Annotated in this window: 15 protein-coding genes; 7 read left to right on the top strand and 8 right to left on the bottom strand. The window is 67.0% G+C overall.

What is annotated here, in order from left to right; genetic code table 11:
• The first annotated feature begins 116 nt into the window (after positions 1-116).
• The 4 genes from J4573_RS39800 (at position 117) to J4573_RS39785 (ending at position 5,296) form a co-directional block, all read left to right on the top strand.
• Entirely contained in the window at positions 117-3,503 is a 3,387-nt protein-coding gene (locus J4573_RS39800; protein WP_208261325.1) for a CHAT domain-containing protein, read from the top strand.
• Positions 3,500-3,994 (top strand): hypothetical protein, encoded by a 495-nt coding sequence (locus tag J4573_RS39795; RefSeq protein ID WP_208261324.1) that lies wholly within the window; start codon positions 3,500-3,502, stop codon positions 3,992-3,994. The genes J4573_RS39800 and J4573_RS39795 overlap by 4 nt, the downstream gene beginning before the upstream one ends.
• A gap of 197 nt (positions 3,995-4,191) precedes the next feature.
• Entirely contained in the window at positions 4,192-4,737 is a 546-nt protein-coding gene (locus J4573_RS56800; protein WP_208261323.1) for a transposase, read from the top strand.
• Entirely contained in the window at positions 4,646-5,296 is a 651-nt protein-coding gene (locus J4573_RS39785; RefSeq protein ID WP_372442987.1) for a DUF2637 domain-containing protein, read from the top strand. Before J4573_RS56800 ends, J4573_RS39785 begins: the two co-directional genes overlap by 92 nt.
• 869 nt (positions 5,297-6,165) lie before the next feature.
• Here J4573_RS39785 and sbnA read toward each other — a convergent pair.
• From sbnA to J4573_RS39755, 6 genes are all read right to left on the bottom strand, one after another.
• On the bottom strand, positions 6,166-7,167 hold the full coding sequence (gene sbnA / locus J4573_RS39780; protein WP_208261321.1) for a 2,3-diaminopropionate biosynthesis protein SbnA: 1,002 nt from the start codon (positions 7,165-7,167) through the stop codon (positions 6,166-6,168).
• Positions 7,167-8,207 carry a TauD/TfdA family dioxygenase gene (locus J4573_RS39775; RefSeq protein WP_208261320.1) on the bottom strand — a complete coding sequence of 347 codons (1,041 nt, stop codon included), beginning with the start codon at positions 8,205-8,207 and terminating at the stop codon, positions 7,167-7,169. Before J4573_RS39775 ends, sbnA begins: the two co-directional genes overlap by 1 nt.
• Before the next feature lie 171 nt (positions 8,208-8,378).
• Positions 8,379-9,035 carry a formyltransferase family protein gene (locus tag J4573_RS39770; RefSeq protein ID WP_208261319.1) on the bottom strand — a complete coding sequence of 219 codons (657 nt, stop codon included), beginning with the start codon at positions 9,033-9,035 and terminating at the stop codon, positions 8,379-8,381.
• Between the two features lie 699 nt (positions 9,036-9,734).
• Positions 9,735-10,856 (bottom strand): MupA/Atu3671 family FMN-dependent luciferase-like monooxygenase, encoded by a 1,122-nt coding sequence (locus tag J4573_RS39765; protein WP_208261318.1) that lies wholly within the window; start codon positions 10,854-10,856, stop codon positions 9,735-9,737.
• Positions 10,857-10,905: 49 nt separating this feature from the next.
• Positions 10,906-13,242 carry an ABC transporter permease gene (locus tag J4573_RS39760; RefSeq protein ID WP_208261317.1) on the bottom strand — a complete coding sequence of 779 codons (2,337 nt, stop codon included), beginning with the start codon at positions 13,240-13,242 and terminating at the stop codon, positions 10,906-10,908.
• A complete protein-coding gene (locus J4573_RS39755) occupies positions 13,239-13,949 on the bottom strand; it encodes an ABC transporter ATP-binding protein (RefSeq protein WP_208261316.1) in 711 nt (236 codons plus the stop codon). The genes J4573_RS39760 and J4573_RS39755 overlap by 4 nt, the downstream gene beginning before the upstream one ends.
• 223 nt (positions 13,950-14,172) lie before the next feature.
• On the opposite strand from J4573_RS39755, the gene J4573_RS39750 reads away from it, so the two are divergent.
• A complete protein-coding gene (locus J4573_RS39750; protein WP_307797278.1) occupies positions 14,173-15,384 on the top strand; it encodes a sensor histidine kinase in 1,212 nt (403 codons plus the stop codon).
• Positions 15,381-16,052, top strand: coding sequence for a response regulator (locus tag J4573_RS39745; RefSeq protein ID WP_208261314.1), 672 nt, complete (start codon positions 15,381-15,383; stop codon positions 16,050-16,052). Before J4573_RS39750 ends, J4573_RS39745 begins: the two co-directional genes overlap by 4 nt.
• On the opposite strand, the gene J4573_RS39740 is transcribed toward J4573_RS39745, so the two are convergent.
• Together J4573_RS39740 and J4573_RS39735 are read right to left on the bottom strand one after the other, a co-directional pair.
• Positions 16,013-16,306, bottom strand: coding sequence for an acyl carrier protein (locus J4573_RS39740; RefSeq protein ID WP_208261313.1), 294 nt, complete (start codon positions 16,304-16,306; stop codon positions 16,013-16,015). The two genes, J4573_RS39745 and J4573_RS39740, sit on opposite strands and share 40 nt — an antisense overlap.
• A gap of 39 nt (positions 16,307-16,345) precedes the next feature.
• Positions 16,346-18,157, bottom strand: a complete 1,812-nt coding sequence (locus tag J4573_RS39735) for a fatty acyl-AMP ligase (RefSeq protein WP_208261312.1) — start codon at positions 18,155-18,157, stop codon at positions 16,346-16,348.
• Positions 18,158-18,709: 552 nt separating this feature from the next.
• Here J4573_RS39735 and J4573_RS39730 point away from each other — a divergent pair.
• A complete protein-coding gene (locus tag J4573_RS39730; protein WP_208261311.1) occupies positions 18,710-19,777 on the top strand; it encodes a ParB-like nuclease domain-containing protein in 1,068 nt (355 codons plus the stop codon).
• Positions 19,778-19,853: the final 76 nt, after the last annotated feature.

Below are 19,853 nucleotides of genomic sequence, written 5' to 3'. Positions count from 1 at the left end.
CGATCGATGCCAAGCCCCGTTACCGCCTGGAACGTCAAGGACATATGGAGCGTCACACTGGTGTGGATGTCGATGGTGCGAGAGCGGCCGAGAACTGCCCGCATTGCGGCGCTGACGTGGCCGAGCTGGTCGCGCCGGGACGGGCCATGCTGGTCAACATCTGGAACTCGTGGTCCCTGTCGTTGATGTTCCACCAGACCGGGCGGGCCCGGTGCGAGTCCTGCGGGGTACTCCTCGACTATCACTACACGTACGTCGTAGTGGACGCCAACGACCCGGAGGAACCAGCGAACGTCCTGCTCGGAACAGGCATGGAGCTTGAGGACCTCCAGCGGGTGCTGGGGCCGCGTGCGGCGAACGTCAGATTGGTGGCTTCCAGGGACGAGCTGCACGAGGTGGTGGTCGCCCGGTTCAAGCCACAGCTCACCCGGCTGGAAACCTTCTTCCAATGCGATCTCGATCGAAAGGCGGACTGGGTCGCCGCCAACTTCGCCCTGTTCAATGCCCCGCTGATGACGTGTCTCGCGCTGCTGACCGCAGGGCGCCTGCCCGGTATCCGGGCGGCCGTCGTCGGCTCGACCTCACCGATCGACCAGGCCGCGGCGAACGAGCTCTTTGCTCGCGAGACCACATATCTCCAGTTCCTGGTCTCCTTCACACTGGCTCAGCGAATCCTCAAAGACCCTAAATTGGGTCTGTATCAAGAAATCGTCAGAATTCTGCCGGTCGGGATGATTTCCGAGTCCACTCCCGAGTACTTCAGCGCGGCTCTCAAGGCCATCGAAAGTTGGGGCCATGACCTCGACCGTTATGTCCTCCACGCGGTGAATGCCTTCGTCTGCGCTGCGGCGAATGTGGACAATGAGCACGCCGAGCAGTGGGCGGAGGACTACGTCCGCTTCGAACTTCATCGGCGAACGTCACCTTTTCCCGGCATGGAACTGCTGGCGATCCCGCCGGAGGCCGCGGGGCCGACCATCGGCTTCCGTGGGCTCTGGCAGGCGCTGAGCAGAAGGCTGACCACCGACGGCCTCCTCGACATGAAGCTGCAGGGGCAACTGCACGACCTGGTGACCGAGCTCGGCCATGAACACGTGTGGCAACAGATCTTCCAGCACGGGCTCCGCGCGACACGTACCAACGGAAGCTCGGTTCAGGAGTTCGTCGAAGTGCTGCGCCAGGTAGAGGATGTGCCAGAGGCCTTCTCCCACCTAGGCTGGGCGCTGGCCGACGAAGGTCGCCTCACCGAACTGTGCGAGATCCTCGACCTGCTGATGGGGGAACATGAGGCCGAGACCTCGATGCGCCTGTTGGCGGACTTCGGCAGGATCTGCAAGGACGCCAGGTCTCCTGACCTGTACCTGGCCCGCGCTGGAACGAGCCCGTTGCCGGGCGAGGATCAGCTGACGACCTATGTGCGGTTGTCGCTCGGCGTTGAGCGTTCGAATGCGCTCCGGCTGACCGGCCACACACAGCAGGCCCTGGACATCCTCGATGACCTCGTCCCGATCGCCGATCTCGACAAGGACCGGCGGCTCCTGTCCATGAACCGGGCCATCCTGCTCCGCACTCTGGGGCATCCGGACATGTCCGTGGCCCTACTCGAAGAGCTGTTGCCCGACGCTGCCGGCGCCGATCGGCTCAACCTGTTGCGTTCCCTATCGGCCTCGCTCGGTGCCATCGGGAACACAAGACGGGCGATCTCCCTCCTCAAGGAGGCGGAGTCTCTGGCGATCGGACCGTGGCGGCCCCAACAGGCCTATATCAAGACAGTCCGGATCGGCTTGGAGCTCCAGGGCGCGGGAGGCTCTGCGGATCTGCTCGGGGAGCTGGCTGAGCTCGGTATACCGCAGGACCCGGAGGTTCTCCTCGGCGTGGCCATGGCGTGGTCGAACGCCTCCCCGGAGTCGCGACGTGCGGAACAGGAGCTGCTCGAGGGGATCGTCACGAGGCTGGGCGATGAGGCCGGGGAAGCCCGCCTACGCAATGACCGCCTGTTGAGCAGGAAATTCCACCGCCTGGCCGCCATGTTGGCGGAGCTGACGGGAAACCCGGCGGCTGAGGGGCACTGGCGTGCCGAGCTCGCGCTGCTGGACGAGTCCGGAGACATGGACGCTCTCCCCCTAGTTGGCGTCGCCCGATATGCCGCGGCGCGGGAGGACGACATTGGCGACGCGGAATGCCGGGCCTTGCTGTTGCGGGTGCCCCGTGCGTTCAGCAGCGAACTGGGCGGGATCTCCGATGCCAGCCTGGGTATCCAAGCGACGCACATCATGCAGATGCTTCTGCGGCTCACGGCGGAGATCCTGACGGATCGCCCCGTTCAACCGGATCTCCTCAGGTTGCTGGCGGAGCTCCAGCGCGACCCCGCCGGGCGCGCCCAGCAGATCCGGCAGGCCGGTGGGGAGGCAGCCCTGCTCTCGGACGGGCTGAGCGACACCACATTGGAGGCCCTCCGGCCGACCCGCGGACGACTACATGTCCTGGAGTGGATCGACCTGTTCATTTCGGTCCCAGGTCTAATCCGCACGACGATCCCGGCGGACGGCCCGTGCGACACCGGGCAGCTGTCACTGCCGGACGGCGTGGTTCCGTTGGAGGTGGCACGCAGGCTGCGCACCCGGCTGAACGCCTGGCTGCCCGAGCAGCAAGGCGACCCGTTCGACTATGCGCCCTGGCGGGAGCTTGAGCGCTGGTTTCTCGACCAGTTCCCGGACGCAGGCCCCGAGGACCACGTAGTGATCATCGAGCATCCGCAGCACGCCGGGATCCCCTGGCACGCTGTGACTCTGGCACCCTGGACCCTCTCCTACGCCGCGAGCTGGTCGTCGTTGCTGGCAGCGTGTGCCCAGCCGAGCGCGCCACCCAACTCCCTCGGCATCGTGCTGGTGCCAACGGCCGAGGACGACCCGGTGACGGTCGAGGAGCTTGAACGCGCCGCCTTGGCCGTTGAGAAGCTGGCCGAACGGCATGGGCTGGCAGTCTCCTCCCTCGTGGGAGCCGAGGCCGACCATGCTGCGATCAGCACGTTGATGTCTTCGGTCGACGTGGCTGTCGTGCTCTGTCATGGCTACGTCGCACCCGACGACCATGAGGTCGCCCTGATGGTTGGATGCGGTGGGCGACTGCCGACGAGCCATGCGACTGCGGCGGATTCCCCCACCGGGCAGCGGCACCGCTGGTCCTGGCGGGATGCCGTCAAGCTGCGTAAGGCTCCCGGGCTCGTGCTGTTCGCCGCCTGCTCCTCGGGCACCAGCCATCTCGCGGGGATGGGCGAGCGGCTGGGTTTCCACAGCGCACTGCGCCTGCGCGGGACCCGCAGCACTGTCGCCCCGCTGTGGGATCTGGTTCCAGCCGACGCCACGGTGTTGCTCGCCGCGACGGTGGACGCCTGGCTGACTGAAAGAATCCCGGTAGCGACAGCTCTGAAGAGGACGGCATCGAACACGGATCTGCCCCGCTGGCGCAGAACGTGCCTCGCAACCGAAGGAGACGGTCGATGACCCTGGCGGACTTTCTCAACGAGCAACGGGCGGACCAGGTGACGGTCCAGCACGCTGTCCGTTATGCGGTGACCCGGCTGGCCGACTACCTGCCGCCCGAGGACATGGTCGCGGAGCTGGAGTCTGCCGCGGACGCCACCTCGGTCGGTGGGGCCCTGTCGTCGCTGAGCTGGGACGGGGCCCTCCTTCTCGACACGGATCTGATGCTGCTGGCCTGGCTCTGGTCGGACCCTGACACCCAGCCGCTAGTCCGCGAGGCCGTCGCCGGAGCCAAGGATCGGCTGCCGGTCGTCGAGGTCTCAGTGATCGCAGCCGTCGCCCTCTACGGCATGTACCTCGCTGTCACCAAGGGCAAGAAGAAGACCACAAAGAAGATCACACATAAGCCCGACGGCAGCTGGGACGTTCTCGAGGAGACCGAGTACTACCCCTCCGCTGGACAACTGGGCGAGTTGACCAAGCTCTTCAAGCAGCTCCCGCCGCCCGAATAGCGGCGCACGGGGACCGTGTTTAAGGCCGTGTCCTACGTAGTTTTAGGGCGATCTGCGGTGATAATCGTTGACTGTGTTGATATCAACCGTTGTGTTGCGGTTGGTGCCGGATGATCTGTGGGAGGTGTGGGGCCGCTGGTTCCGGCGTGTCCGGCGCGTAGCCAGGACGGCGGGACGGCTCCGCTGGATGATCGGCAGTGTTCACCGCGATCGTGTACGTGCTGATCAGCGGTTGTGCGTGGCGGCATCTGCCGACCGAGTTCGGGGTGTCGTCCTCGACGGCGCATCGCAGGTTCGCCTTCTGGGCCGAGCAGGGCTTTGGCCGCGGCTGCACCAGGTCGTGCTGGATGAGCTCGGCGCGCTGGGGATGTCGACTGGAGCAGTTGCGATCGTGGATGCCGCCGCCATCCGCCCTAAAAAGGGGGGCCTCGCTTACCGGCCCTAATTCAGTGGCGATGCTGCGGCCACCGGACCCGAGTGTGGCCGCCGATGGGGCTGGCAGGCGGGGGAACTGCAGCTTATGGCCGAGGTGGATGGCGTCGCAGATCGTGGACTTACCGGCGTTGTTCGCTCCGAGCAGCACGAGGATTCCAGCAACCCAACACCACCAAAGCCGGGGCACATCAAACGTCACCGAACCCGGCACACCTCATAGGCACTGCGTGCGTCGTTGTGGGTGTGGCCGTGGTGGCTGGCTATGTGTCGTACCGGCATGCCTACGAGTTCGTCCGGGCCAACGGTGAGGAGCCGACGGCGGCGGCGCTTGTTCCGTTGACGGTGGATGGGTTGATCTTTGCGGCTTCGCTCACGGCCCTCGAGACGGCGCGGCGCGGGGGTAAGACGCCGGTTCTGGCTCGGCTGGCGTTGGGTCTGGGGATGGCAGCGAGCATTACGGCCAATGTGTCGCATGGTCTTGGCCACGGGCTGGCAGGGGCCTTGGTCGCTGGCTGGCCGGCAGTGGCTTTGATCCTGGTCTTCGAACTGCTTTTGACGGCTGTGGCGCGTCCCGTCCGGCTTCCGGGCGTGGGTACGCGGGGATACGGCGTACTCGAAACGGTATCCGGGGCGGGCGATGTACCTATCGAGTCGGGTACGGAAGATGACTCGGATTCGTTGGAACCGTTCGATCCTCTGCTGGCACGGGCTGAAGACGTATTCAGAGGCGACCTGGCGGCGGGGCGTTGTCCCAGCATTCGTGCGATCCGTGCCGCGCTGAGCATCGGGCAGCCGAAGGCCCAGCGGGTACGGGCGTACCTGGACGCCGTACTCGCAGAGCAGCCTCAGCCTCGTATGCCTTCTTAGCCAGCTGAGGAACCGGTCCGTAACCACACTTGGGCATCCCCAGGCCGTATCTCGTTGAGACGTACGGCATTGGGGGGCATGGTGAATCGTTCGTGCTGGTCGGCGGCGATGGTCGGTGCAACGCGTGGCCTTGCTTTCGCGCACTTCTTCGTGCACTTCCGCGCACACTTCTTCGCGCACTTCTTCGTTCAGAGGAGTGGGGCTAAGGGCCTCGATCGCCGTGCTGCACGGCGATTCGGTGACTTGGTGAGAGGCCGACAAGTACTTGCTGGTGTGAGGTTCCGCCTCAAGTCAAAGGCACTACTTCCGCTGTGGAGCTCGATCGGGGAGATACGCCCGTCAGGTCGATCCTGGCCGCAGGAGCCTCACCTCGGGGAGAGCGTGGTAGCTGTCCCTCCTGGAGTGGCGGTGGCCGCTGTGGTGCTCATGGCCGCTTGGCTCGCGGTCTCCGCGGTGCGCGGGCAGCTCAGCTCGCGGGCGCTGAGGAATCGGGTGGTGTCGCGGTTGGTGCCGACCGAGGCGTTCGATCCGTGCCTGGAGGACATCCGGAAAGTCGCATCCGCGTGGCAGAGGGCGCGTCCGGCGGTGCTGCGGGGATGGGCGCCGCGGCGGTCGTTTCCGCTGAGGATCAAGATCCATGCGATCCCGGGAGGGCTGGTGGCCTACGACCTGGTGGTCCCACGCCATGCGGAGGCGGTGCTGCGAGAACTCGGATACGCCGGAGTCCAGATCGCCCGACAGGAGGAGACTCCACCTCCCCCCGACCACGGGGGCGGATCCGCCCCCAGCGCGTCCAGACGACGGCACGCGGGTTAGCCAGGGACGAGCAGCCCATTGAGCCGCAGCCGTCCGCCGCCGGTCCTCGGTAGTCACGCGTTCCTCCTTGCAGTCAAAGCGTCCGGCGCCGCGGCAGGGCGGCGCAGTTCAGTGGGGCCGAAATGGCGGTGTATCCAGTCCGGCTGGTACAGCGTGTCCAGATAGCGTTCGCCCAGGTCCGGGGCGATCGCCACAGCAATCGTCGCATCGTCGGGAGCGCGCTCGGCGAGCCAGCGCTCGGCGCCCGCAAGGACCGTGCCGGTGGACCCGCCGAACAGCAGGCCGTGGCTCACCAGCCGGTGGCAGGCCCGCATGGTGTCGGCTTCCGGCACCATGATCACCTCATCGACCAGCGACTCGTCCAGCAACGGCGGGCGCACACCCGACCCGATTCCAGGGATATAGCGGGTCTGAGCCGGGCCGCCGAACGTGACCGACCCCACGCTGTCGACGGCGACGATCCTCACCTTCGGGCGGTGCTTGGCGAACCATCGGGCGCAACCCATCAGCGTGCCCGCGGTGCCCGTAGCGACGAACAGCACGCCGATATCGGGGAACTGCGCGGCGATGTGTGGCGCCGTCAAGCGATGGTGGGCACGCCAGTTGTCGTCGCTGAGGTACTGATTGAGCCACAGATAGCGGGGATCGCTCGCGCAGAGCCTGCGAACGTGGGCCAGACGCGCGCCGAGCAGCCCGCCCTTCTGGTCCGGCTCGGTGACCACGTGCACCTCCGCGCCGAGGGCCTCCATCACCTGGCGGGTGGCCTGGTTGCAGCGCGCATCGGTGACGCAGACGAACCGCAGGCCCTTGCTCGCCGCAATGACGCTCAGCGCGACACCGAGGTTGCCCGAGGAGGACTCCACCAGGATCGTGTCAAAGCCAAGCAGCCCTGAACGCTCGGCCGCCTCGACCATTTCCAGCGCCGCCTTCTGCTTGATCGACCCAGAGAAGTTGAAGCCCTCGCACTTGAGGTACAGCGGGATTCCGAGGGTCCGCGTCAGGTCGACGTAGAGGTCGTCTTCGTTGAACTCGTGCGCCGCCGAGATGATCGGCATCAGGCCCCCCGCGCCGGGACCGCCAAGCCGAGCCCCTCGCCCCGGGGCGAGGGGCAGGGAAGGACGTGTTCGGGTAGCCGCACAGGGTCGCCGAGGACCACCACCACCTCGCGATATCCGTCATACGGGTCGCGCGCGTGCGCCATGCGCAGGTTGTCGACGAGCAGCACGTCGCCGTCCTGCCAGGGCCTCGCAACGGACGCTTCCCGATACGCCAGGTTGATCGCCTCGACATCGTCGTCGGACAGTGCGCCCCCGTCCCCGAACGCGGTGTTGAAAGGCAGCCCCGACGACCCGTATATCTCGATGAGGCGATGGCGGATGATCGGGTCGAGAGTCCGCTCATTGAGAAACGCGACCTGGTTGAACCAAACCCGGTCACCCGTCCGAGGGTGGCGCACGATGGCCGCGCGGCGCTGCCGAGTGAGTAGCCGGGAACCGGGCAACCACTCATGTTCGATGAGTGCTGCGGCGCAATACGCCTCGACCACGGCGCGGTCCTTGGTGCCGAACACCTCAGTCCACGACACGCCCACTTCGTCGTACATACGCGTGAGCAGCCAGCCCTCACGCTCGAACCGGCCGACCAGCCTGGCCGGCAGAGATGCGAGGACGGTCCGCGAATCGGCGACGGCGGTATCGCCGCCCTCTGCCGGAGCAGTGAGGCAGCCGAACAGAGTGCGGCCCGGTATTTCGTCGGCGTAGCTCAACTCGTGGTGCATACACATCGGCTCGTCGGCGGGCCACTGGGAGGAGGAGCGGACACCGTCCGGGTGGTACGTGCGGGAGGCGAATCGCTCCGGCTCGGCCATCCGGCCGATACCGAGCGCGTCAGCGACCTTCGCGACATCCGCGGTGGAGGCGACGCCGAGGCCGCGCAGCACTACCGCGCCGTCCTTGTGGACAGCCGCTTCCACCATGTCCCGGTGTGCGGCGACCCAGGCAGTGCCGCCTTCCGACTGCACGGCGATGACCCGTGGGGCGACGGGGAGCGCATCGCCGGCAGCGGCGGAGGCATCGTCCTTGGACTTGGGAACCATCTGGCGCTCTTCTCCTCAGTGATCGCAGCCCTGCCGCGGGTACACGGGCGCCATCAGGAGCCCGTCTTGCGATCCAGCGGCGCGGCGAGATATCGCCGAGGTCGGTGAATCACGATCCGCGCCGCCGGTTGGTCACGCAGGTGAAGGGGACCCCCATGGCGACCGCAGCCTTCATCTTGATTGAGCCACCGAAGCTGAAGCGTTCGCGCTTGACATAGCGTCCCGCGATTTCATGGCCAGGAACCCTTGCTCCGCGGCGGCTCGGACGCTTGGCGTGAATTCACGGCGACTGAAGACCGGCGCGTCGCGTGCATCGAGGCGGTGGCCGACGGGCAGGCTCTCAGGGTCGTCTCGCAGCGACTCTGCCAACTGCAAAATCAGATCGAAGGCCGTAAGGAAGGACTGGCCTTTGCACGACCAGATCGATTCATGACTGAACGGAGCGGCCAAGCGGCGGGCGAGGATGACCGGTCCGGTATCCACCCCGTTGTCGACATAGTGAGCGGTAGCGCCCGCCGCCCGAACGAATCGAGAGAAGTCCTGGCTCGCCGCAACCTGCTCGATCGCGAACATGCCACGCGCGTGGGGGAGAACGGCCGAATGTGCGTTGATGATCTGCCCTCTGGCCAACGAAATCCACCAGTCGTGCAAGAGCTGGTCCAGAAAGACGAAGATCGCTGGATCGCTCTCGGAGACGGTGTTCACCAGCCATTGCCGACAGTCGTTACTGTTCAGGTCGGCGCCTACCAGCTGGACGTCTGCGGGCATCCGTGCCGGCAGCTCCGGGATTCCGTACGTCTTCGCCATTTCGAGCTCGGTCCGACTCATGCCGCAGTACACCTCGTCTAGGTGCGCGACCACGCGACTGGTGGCCGGTCGACCGGCGTGTGTGCGATGAGCGCTCCAGCGCTTTTCGTACTCGGGCGTCCGATCGGGATCGTCTCGAATGAGGACCGATGCACCGGGCAAGCGTCGAAGCCAGGAAGAAATCAGGTAGGACGCGTGAAAGCCGCCCTCACAGATGAGAACCAGGGATCGATGGGGCTGAGGCCTCCAACCAACTCCGTCCACGCCGGCAGCGTATACGGGAAGTTCCACGAGCATGGTCAACTGACGCCGGGCTGACCAACTGAGCCACCAGAGCGTGGCCTTGCCCAACGCTTCCACGTGCTGTGCCCCCCACTAACCGCTCCGAGTGGAGGGTGCCGTGGCGGACCAGACGGTGACAGATGTTCTTTGCGCGCTGGGGTACGCACTGCTGATCGAGTTGGGTCGACTTACGCCCAATTTTGGGGTCCAGAGTCCTCGGCAATTTCCGTCATCGTGGAATCGAGTTCCGGCAATCCGGCGAGCGGTCTGACCCAGATCTGCCGCTACTGTGGCCTGCGCTTCTAGTGAAGATCCTCAGCCCCAAGGACGCCGCTGCAATCCTCGTGGGCAGCGGAGGCAACCGCCTCATCGGGTCTCCGGATCATCGGGCCTCCGGCCTGCGTCGGTCTGCGCGCGGCCCAGGGCGGCCCCAGCGTTTCACGCCGAGTGTCCTTGGGTGCGGCGGCGAACCTCGGCGAGATGAGGTAGCGCGTCCAATGTCTCGTTCGTTCCCGCGCCGAAGTCGATCAAGCAGGCGAGCTCGTTGACACCGATCGAGCGCAGCCGGTCTGCGAAGGCGACACATCGCTCGACCGATCCGAAGAGCGCCGACGTCCGGAAGTACCGTTCGAAGGCGTACTTCAGCAGTTTGTCGTGTGGGACGCTGCCGAGGTCGGCCCACTTGGTGCGCCAGAGGTCGACCGAACTGCGGAGGTACTCCACGAACGGTTCGTGGATGATCTCGCGGACCTCGTCGTCCGACTTGCCCACGAATGTATGCACCATGACGGTGACGGTCCCGGTGTCGGGATCGAAGCCGCCCTGGGCCCGAGCCTCCCGGTAGGCCTCGATCCTCGGTGCAAGATCGTCGACACTCTGGAACAGCAGTGCGGTGAGGACGTTCATCCCCCGGATACCGGCCTCCACGAAGGTCCGCGGATCGGAGGAGCAGGTCATCCACAGGTCGAGCTCACGCTGCACCGGCCGGGGATAGGTCTTGATCTCGACACGCTCTCCCTTTCCGTTCAACCGGACCACCGAGTTGCCCGACCACAGCGACTTGAGGAGATCGATGGTCTCGAAGGTCCATTGCCGCCGGTTCTCATAGCGCTCGGGTGCGAGGACGAAATCGTTGGCGTTCCAGCCGGTGGCGATGGCCACGTCGACCCGGCCACCCGACAGATTGTCGACAAAGGCCCAGTCCTCCGCGACCCTGAGCGGGTCCTGGAGCGGCAGTACCACGCTGCCGGCGCGGAGCCGGACATTGCGCGTAGCCACCGCCAGCGCGGCCGCGGCCAGCGCCGGGCTCGGGAAGGAGCCGCCGAAGGGGTGGAAATGCCGCTCGGGCAACCACAGGGCGCGGAACCCGCTGGCATCGGCGAACTGACCCGAGTCGAGCAGGAGTCCGTATTCGTCAGAGGGATCCTCCGACTCCCGGTTGGCGAAGAAGAGCAGACTGAAGTCCAGCATGTCCGGTACCTTTCTTGGCCCGCGCTTAAGCTGGCCGCGGTCAGCTGCCTGGTCTGGACGGAGCGCTGGTTCGATGTCGGTGTGATTCACGTTCCGGATGCTCATCAGACCCCCAGACGGATCGAATGGACTGAGGCGGTTACTCCGTGCGGAGGGCGACGGCGGTCCGGGTGCGAGCCGCCCACCCGGCGGGTAGCAGAGCGCCCGCGGTTGCGATCACCAGTCCGCCCAGGAGCAGCGGGATCACGAGCGGCGGGTCGTAGACCGCCGCGTCGACGGCCGGAATGTCGGTTCCCGCGGCGCGGCCCATGATCGGGAGGACGACACCGTGGACGGCGACGCCGATGGGAACGCCGACCACGCCGGCGATGAGACCGACACCGCCCACGGACGTGATGATCATGGCTATCGTCTGCCGCGGTGACATGCCGAGCGCCTTGAGAACACCGAGATCGTGTACTCGTTCGCGGGTGTCGAGGACCGCGGTGTTGAGCACCCCGAGACCGGCGACGGAGAGCAGGAGAACGGTGAGGGCGCCGGCCAGGGCGTCCATGGAGACCACCGTGTCGCTGAGCTTGTTGCTGTTCCGGGCTGCCGAGACGCCGAACGGTTCCAGGTCCCGGTTCACCGCCTGGATGTAGTCGTCACGGTTCACCCCCGGCTTCAGGCGGACATTGAACCGGTACGAGAGAGGGTCTATCTGCGGTTGCAGTGCGGAGATCGACGTCCGGTCGAGCACGATGAGCATGCCCTCCTGGCGGACGTCCAGGGCTTCTCCCACGATCTTGACGACCGACGACTGGGATCCGTTGATGAGCGTGATGCTGTCGCCGATGCGGGTGCCGGTCGCATGCAGGAAACCTGACGCTACGACTACCTCGCCCGGCCCGTGGAACCAGCGTCCTCGGATCATCTGCCATGACGCCCAGGAGGAATCACCCTGGTAGGAGATCACCGTGGTCGAGCCGGCCAGACCGGCCACCCCGAGATTCGCCTCGGCGCTGTTGAACCACCGTGCGGTGCCCGACTGCCGCGTGATCGCGGCGTCGACCTTCTCGGTGTTCACGGGCGAGGTCAGGTCGCTGACCACCACGTCACCAGGAGCTCGGAGGTTGATGCCGCTCTGGATGCCGTTGAGGGAGAGCGCCAGCCCGATTCCGAACGTGGCGCCGATCGTTCCGATCGCCACGGCGACCGCCATCGTCGCCGAGCGACCGGGGCGCGCGAACGGTGTCGCGAGGCCGAGCGTCAGCGGGCGGGGGAGAGGAAGCCGCCCGAGCAACCGCCGGGCCACACGACCCCGGTCACCACTCGGCGTCCGACCCACGGCGATGGCCTCGACGGTGCGCAGGTTCCCTGCTCGGCGAGCCGGAGCCCAGGCACTGGCGGCGATGGCGAGAAGGGCCACCGCCGCGACGAGAACGTCCACCCAGGGGGCGATGCCGACTCGGCCGACGCCGTACACCTCTGCCGTGTCGCCCATCACCGGGATCGCCACGAGGTTTCCGAGGATCAGACCGAGCAGGATTCCCCCACCACCGGGGATGAGAGCCTGCCCCAGGTAGGCCCGCACCACCTGACCGGGTGTGAACCCGAGCGACTTGAGGATCCCGATGCGACGCGTGCCGGCCGCCACCGCGCCGCCCACGACGATCCCGATGACCAGGACCGACATCACGAGACCGAGGATGCCGAACGCCACGATGAAGGGCGCGAACGTCGCCGCGACACGGGTCGCGGCGAGCCGTACCTTGAGCCAGGACTGCACTCCGACCAGCGATTTGTCGGGTGCCAGGGCGTTGACTGCGGTCCGGTCCGCGTCCAGCTGGGCGTTGGTCGAAGCCTTCTTGAACCGGTAGAGCATCTGGTAGTGCGGCCGGCTGCCGGAGGCCGTGAGCGAGGGAATCGTCGTCTGCGGAACCCAGGCGTCTGCTGTCTCGCTGGCCGAACGGGCGATGCCGACGACCTTGAACAGGGGGTCGCCCGGCACTCCCGGGAAGCGCATGGTGTTGCCCAGGACGAAGGGCTCGTTGTGGGCGCTCATCACGATCTCGCCCGGCCTGGCGGCCCAGCGCCCCTTGGTGAGGGTCAGGTCGTCGACGGGGCCGCCGGGTTGACGACCCACGACCGTCAGGTCCGTCAGCTGGATGCCCGGCGGCAGGCCCCCGTCGGTGTCCACCGGGGTCGGCTTGACCGACACCATCGGGTAGGGGCCGGCCGCGGCCGTGATCTGGCGGGCTCGCGCGGTGGCGGACACCTGGGCTGAGGTGATCCGCGCCGAGTCGAAGCGCGCCGCCAGGTGGGCTCCGTGCTTCTGGTTGAACGCATGGTCGAAGGGGCCCTGGGAAGCGACGATCAGGCCGGCGGCCAGTACGGACGCGGTGACTGCGAGGGTGGTCGTGAGGGCCATGACCACGGTCTGGACGCGTCGGCGCCCGACGCCCGCGCGCACGATGGTGCCGAGGCCCCCGGTCATCTGGTGACCGCCGCGTCGTCTCGGGCGATCCGGCCGTCCACCAGTTCGATCGTGCGCGTGGCGCAGCTCGCCGCCAGGCCGGTGTCGTGAGTGACCAACAGGATGGTCTGACCGCGTTCGTTGAGCTCGCGGATGAGCCGGACGACGCTGCCGGCCGATGCACGATCAAGCGCACCGGTCGGCTCGTCGGCGAGGATCAGGGGCGGGCGGTTCATGAGCGCACGGGCCAGAGCGACGCGCTGGCGCTCACCGCCGGACAGGCGCCCCGGGAAGGTGCCCCGGTACTGCTCGATGCCGAGGTCGGCCAGTAGTTCGAGGGTGCGTTCGTGGGCCTTGGCGCGGGGCATGCCCGCCAGTTGCGCCGGCAGCAGCACGTTGTCCTGGACGGTCAGGTCGTCCAGGAGGTTGAAGAACTGGAAGACCATGCCGATCGTGGCCCGCCGGTACTTGGCAGAGCCGGCCTCACCGAGCTGGTCGACCCGGACGCCGTCCACGGTCACCGTGCCCTCATCGGGCCGGTCGAGTCCCGCGATCATGTTGAGCAGGGTCGACTTGCCACTGCCAGAAGGCCCCAGCACGGCCAGCGCCTCGCCTCGCCGAACCTCCACGGTGAGGTCGCTCAGCGCCGGATCCCCTGCCTCATAGCGCTTTGTCAGATGACTGATCGAAATGAGGGGGCCAGCCCCCGAGCTGGTCGTCTTCTCCATGCTTCGACGCTAGGAGCGGATCATCGGCCGCCGCGTCGTCCGCGATGTGGAACCAGGTCCGAGGTCATCCTTAAGATGTACATCGCTTTGACCGGCGGCCTGGTCACGGCGGGCGATGCGTGCCGGCGGGTGCCCCTGCGACACTGTCATCGTGCACCGAGTCCTTGGTCGATGGAGCGCGGGTATCGCCGCTTTGGGGCGTCCGGGTGGTCCCGCCAAGCCAGTGACGCGTCGTGTGCTGTTGCTGGACGGTGGGCTGGCGTTGCTGGTCGCGGTCCTGATCGCCGCTCGCGCGGGTGTGCACGGCGAGGTGGCCGATTCCACGGCGACTCTTGCCAGCTCCAGGCGGGCGTGGGGGATCGTGATCGGTCTCGCGGCCGCGGTACCCCTGGTGTTCCGGCGCCGGGTGCCGCTGACCACGTTCTGGCTGGTCCTGCTCGTGGTTCACTTCAGCCGCCACACCCCGGGCGTGGACCCGACATTCCTGGTGGTGGCCACGGTGATCGCGGCCTACAGCGCCGCGATGCACAGCCGGTACCAGCTGCCGGCGATCGGCAGCATCCTGCTCGGCGCCGTGGCACTGCTGGCCGACTACCGGTCCAACCTGACCTCGGTACGTCCCGGCATACTCATGGTCGGATTCCTGGTACCGGTAGTGCTCGCGACGGTCGCCATCCACACCTGGAGACAGCAGATCCGCGCCCTGGAACTCCAGCAGCAACTCGCCACCCGGCGCGCCGCCGAGGAAGAAAGGTCGCGCATCGCCCGCGACCTCCACGACGTCGTCACCCACAACGTCAGCGTGATCGTCATACAGGCCGGCGCCGCCCGTAAAGTCATGGACAGCCAACCCGAACTGGCCCGCGAGGCGCTGCTCGCCGTCGAGAGCGGTGGCCGGGCCGCCATGACCGAACTACGGCACGTCATGGGGCTGCTCACGATGGACGACGGAAAAGCCCAGATCGAGCCGCCCGACACAGCCCCGGACGACAGGGACGACAGGGACGACGGGGGGAAGATCATGCTCGCACCACGGCCGGGCATCGACCAGGTCGCAGACATGATCGGCCGGGTCCGCGACGCGGGCGCGTCCATAGAACTGCAGGTCACCGGGACCGTTACTCCGCTACCGCCGGGGGTCGACCTCGCGGCCTACCGGGTGGTGCAGGAGGCGCTCACCAACACCCTGAAGCACGCCCCGGGCTCCCAGGTCACCGTGCTTGTCGAATACCTCTCCCAAGCGATCCGGCTCCGCATCACCAACACCAACGGCACCGAGGACATCCAGCGCACCAGCGTGGACGGCATGGAAAGCGGGCGCGGCCTCGTCGGACTCCGAGAACGCATCGGGATCTACGGAGGAACCTTGGAGACCGAACACCCGCCAAGCGGCGGCTATTGCCTGGAGGCGCGGATCCCGACGGACGCCGAATGAGCGACGCCCTCCGAGTCGTCATCGCCGACGACCAGGCACTGGCACGAACCGGGTTCACCATGATCCTGGCCGCCGACGGCATCGAGGTCGTCGGCCAGGCCGCCGACGGCCAGGAAGCGGTCGAACTCGTTCGCCGAACGAACCCGGACGTGGTGCTGATGGACATCCGGATGCCGCGGCTGGACGGGCTGGAGGCGACCCGGCAGATCCTTGGCCGTGCCGGCCCGGCCCCGCGCATCGTCATCCTGACGACCTTCGACCTCGACCAGTACGTCTACGCCGCGATCGCCGCGGGCGCGAGCGGGTTCCTCCTCAAGGACGTCTCACCGGAACAACTGGTCGCGGCGGTGCGACTGGTGCGGACCGGCGACGCCCTGCTCGCACCGGCGATCACCCGCAGGCTCATCCAGCGCTATGCCCGCCGGGATCGCCGGTCCTTTCCCCTCCCCGACGACCTGTCCGCGCTGACGGCCCGGGAACTGGAGGTCTTGACGGTCCTGGCCCGGGGCCAGAACAACGCCGAGATCGCACAGACCCTTCAGCTCAGCGAAACCACCGTGAAGACGCACGTCACCCGAATTCTGGGCAAGCTGGATCTGCGCGACCGTGCCCAGGCGATCGTCCTGGCCTACGAGGTGGGTCTCATGACGCCGGGCTCGGAGGTCTGAGACGATCTCTCATGGGCGTACCCGGCCAGGGCTGAAATGGTCGGAAAGTCCCAGATGACGTCGGGGTCGATCTCGAGACCGACGACGGCCGTCAGCTCCTCCAGCATGCTGATGGCGGTCACTGAATCCATCCCATAGTCGGTCATCAGTGCATGCCGGTCGACTTCGGCGGCGGGCAGCCCCAGCCGATCGGCCAGGAAGTCGGCCATCCAGGTCTCGATGTCGGTCTGACTGGTGGTCGGCAGGGCGGTCATGGACGGCACCTCGTGCTCTCGAATCATCGGACGGACCATTCAGGCGGCCGGCGTCGGCGGGTACAGCGCCTGGAGCCGGCCCTCGCGGAAGCGCTCCCGCATCTCCGAGCGCCGCACCTTTCCGCTGGTGGTACGGGCGACCGTGCCGGCCGGTAGCAGAAGGATGGAGGCGACGTCCACGCCGAACTCTCGGATCACGAAGTGCCGCAACTCGGCGGCCAGCTTGGGCAGCCGGTCGGGCGGGATGCCGTCGACCTCATGCGTGACGACGATCGAGCCTGCGTCGTCCGCGCTTGGATCATCCTCGTGTATCGCTGCGAACACCGCCCCTACGCGGCCTAGATCCGAGAAGCGGGCGCGCAGTTCGTGCTCGATGTCAGAAGGAAACACGTTCCGCCCGCGGACGATCAGCAGGTCCTTGATCCGTCCCTGGACGAACAGCTCGTCCTGCTGGAGCGCGCCGAGGTCGCCGGTCCGCAGGAAGCCCGTCCGGCCGTCCGCCGTGGTGGCCCCGAACACCCGCCCCTCCGGGTCGGGGCGCTGCCAGTAGCCGAGACTCACGCTCGTCCCGCGCAACCAGATCTCACCCAGCCGCCCCTCGGGCAGCACCTCACATGTTTCGGGCTCCACGATGAGGACTTCGCACGCGTCGGTGGGTGGTCCGACACTGACCGCCTCCCGACCCGGGCGATCGTTCTCGGCCGGGACGAATTCGCCCTGCGTCAGCGCGTCCAGATCGAGCGTTCGCACCACTGGAGGCCGGTCGCGCCGTCCGGAGACGTACACCGTGCATTCGGCAAGGCCGTAGACGGGTGCGAAGTTCTCCGGCCTGAATCCCGCGGGGGCGAACTTCTTGCTGAACGCCCGCATGACCGCCGGATCCACGGGTTCCGATCCGTTGCCGGCCACGTGCCAGCGGGACAGGTCCAGGCCGGACACCTCCTCGTCGGCGACCTTCCGTACGCACAGGTCATAGCCGAAGCTGGGAGAGAAGCCGACGTGGATGTCGAGTGCGTCGATGGCCTGGAGCCAGCGTGCCGGCCTGCCGATGAACGCCGAGGGCTCCATCAGGGCGCAACCGCCACCGAGGGCAGTCGAATAGAGCAGCTGGACCAGCCCCATGTCGTGGTAAAGCGGAAGCCAGCCGCCCATACGCATCCAGTCCGGCCATCCGACCGACCGCGCGGTCGCCTGGCCGTTCCACAGGGCATTCTCGTGGCTGACCTTCACCCCCTTGGGGTCGCCGGTCGAACCTGACGTGTACTGCAGGAAAGCGATCGCCGACCGGTCGGTGTCGATCGGGCGCCAGTCGGCCGGGTCGGCCAGCGGCTCCGCGTCGCCGGCCACGATCGGGATGTCGATCCCGGTCTCGACGGCCCACGCGCGCAGGCTCCCGAGATTCGCCGCCGTGGTCAGGGCCGCACTGGCCTCGCATTGGCCCGAGATCCGCGCGACGCGCTCCCGACCGCGGTGGCGCCCGGGCAACGGGGCCGGGACGGCGATCATGTTCGCATAGAGGCAGCCGTAGAAGGCGGCCGCGAACTCGGTGCCGTTGGGGTGCAGCAGCAGGACGCGTGAGCCCGGAGCCAGCCGGTCCTGAAGCCAGGCCGCCCTAGCCCGAGCCTCCTGATCGAGGCGCGCATACGACCAGTCCGTGGTGCCTCCATCACGTGGCCGATCAGGATCATGCAGGAAAGTGAGCGCCGTGCCGTCCGGCTGTGTGTGGACCTGATCGCGGACCGCGGCCACCAGAGAGGAGAAAGAGGTCAGATCAATGCTCATGGCACCTTCTTCGCAGCGGCATGGTCGAATCAGGCAGTAACCCTGGAGGTCGCCTTCGAGGGGCAGCATGCGAAGGGATGGCAGCCCAGGTCATCCTTTAACGCCGCTGTCAGGATAGGCAACAGACCCAGTCGATCACGAACGGCGCCCCACGGGATTCTCGGCCATTACTCCGCCGAGGTCCAGAAAGGCGACGTCAGTTGGACGGCGGGGGCGGGAGCGCACCCGGGGTGGGATTTGTACACGCAAGCTTACAAATCGTAACTCTAGACACAAATGTGATTGAACCATAACTTGTGGAATTGTGGGATCTTCGTTGGGCGCGGTCGCTCGGCACGTCTTCATGGCTTCTCTCGTTCTGAACGATCGGGGGAAGGTCGCCTGAAGTCGCTTGCCGTCGAGCCGATGACTTGACAGACGGGAACGCGTACTACATGAGGATTTGGTGAGAGCACGTCGCAGCAGCTGCGCGGACGAGCCCAACAGAGTCTCAGGAGGGTGGATTTGTTCGATTCGGCTTTCGGAGGCGCATGAACGATGGGAAAGAACGCTGAGTTCTCCTCGGTCGAGGGGGAGCCGAGGGTGCGGCCCGCGGATCCGCGCTCGCGTCAGATCGAGAGGGTGGGCGAGAAGCCGGACCGTGAGGTGACCATGGTCGCCATCGACGAGCTCCACAAGGGTGAGTCGCCGCGCTCGGGCGGCATCGACAGCGCCCACGTCACGCGGCTCGCCGAGTTGAGCACACCGCTGCCGCCGATCCTCGTCGACCGGCGCACGATGCGAGTCGTTGACGGAACTCACCGACTGCTGGCCGCTCTGCTGCGCGGTCAGTCGACGATCGCGGTGGAGTTCTTCGACGGGAAGCCGGAGGACGCCTTCCTGCGGGCGGTGGAGGCGAACGCCGTCCACGGGCTTCCCCTGAGCGCGGCCGACCGCCTGGCCGCGGCCGAGAAGATCATTGACTCGCACCCGCACATGTCGGACCGGGCGATCGCTCTGGCCGTCGGAATGGGGACGCGTTCCATCGCGAAGATCCGCCGTTCAACGGAGGCCGGACAGCAGTTGAACGCGCGGGTCGGTCGTGACGGACGGGTCCGGCCGGTCAATGGCGACGAGGGCCGGCTGCGGGCCGTCGAGGTGCTGACGCAGCGTCCTGACGCGTCGCTCAGGGAAGTGGCCCGGATCGCTGGAATCTCGCCCGCGACCGTCAGTGACGTCCGCAAACGGCTGGCCGCCGGCGAGTCCGCGGTGCTCCCCAACCGCAAGCCGGTCTCCGCGGCGACTCCGCCCCCTCCGGCGGACCCTCCGGAGCCGGGCTCGCCCGCCGGCCGGAAAATGGACCCGGCCGACGACCTGCTCTCCGACGACGAGCGGGAATACGGGGCAGAGGAACTGCCTCACGCACGCTTGAAGCCGAGCGGTCGGATTGAGGCCGTCGATCCCACCATGGTCCTCGAGAAGCTCTGGCGTGACCCTTCGATCCGCCAGAAGGAGGAGGGGCGGCAGCTGCTGCGGCTCCTGCGGCAGAACACTCTGGACCTCTCCAAATGGACGAACCTGCTCGAGGCCGTCCCGGCCCACTGGGGGACGGCGGTGGCCGAACTCGCCCGCCAGTACTCCGATATGTGGCACGGCTTCGCCGAGGAACTCGACGAGCGGACTCGGCCGGAACACGTGCCCGGCAGTTGACGTCCGCGACCTTGACCGCGGTCGAGGCTGACACTTTTGTATCGACTTTGGTCACCTATATTTATTTGTATTTATC

Origin of the sequence: Actinomadura barringtoniae, assembly GCF_017573505.1 — a bacterium.
Classification (GTDB): Bacteria; Actinomycetota; Actinomycetes; order Streptosporangiales; family Streptosporangiaceae; genus Spirillospora; species Spirillospora barringtoniae.
Note: the sequence above shows the minus strand (reverse complement) of the source record. Positions and strands in the feature narration are given on the sequence as shown.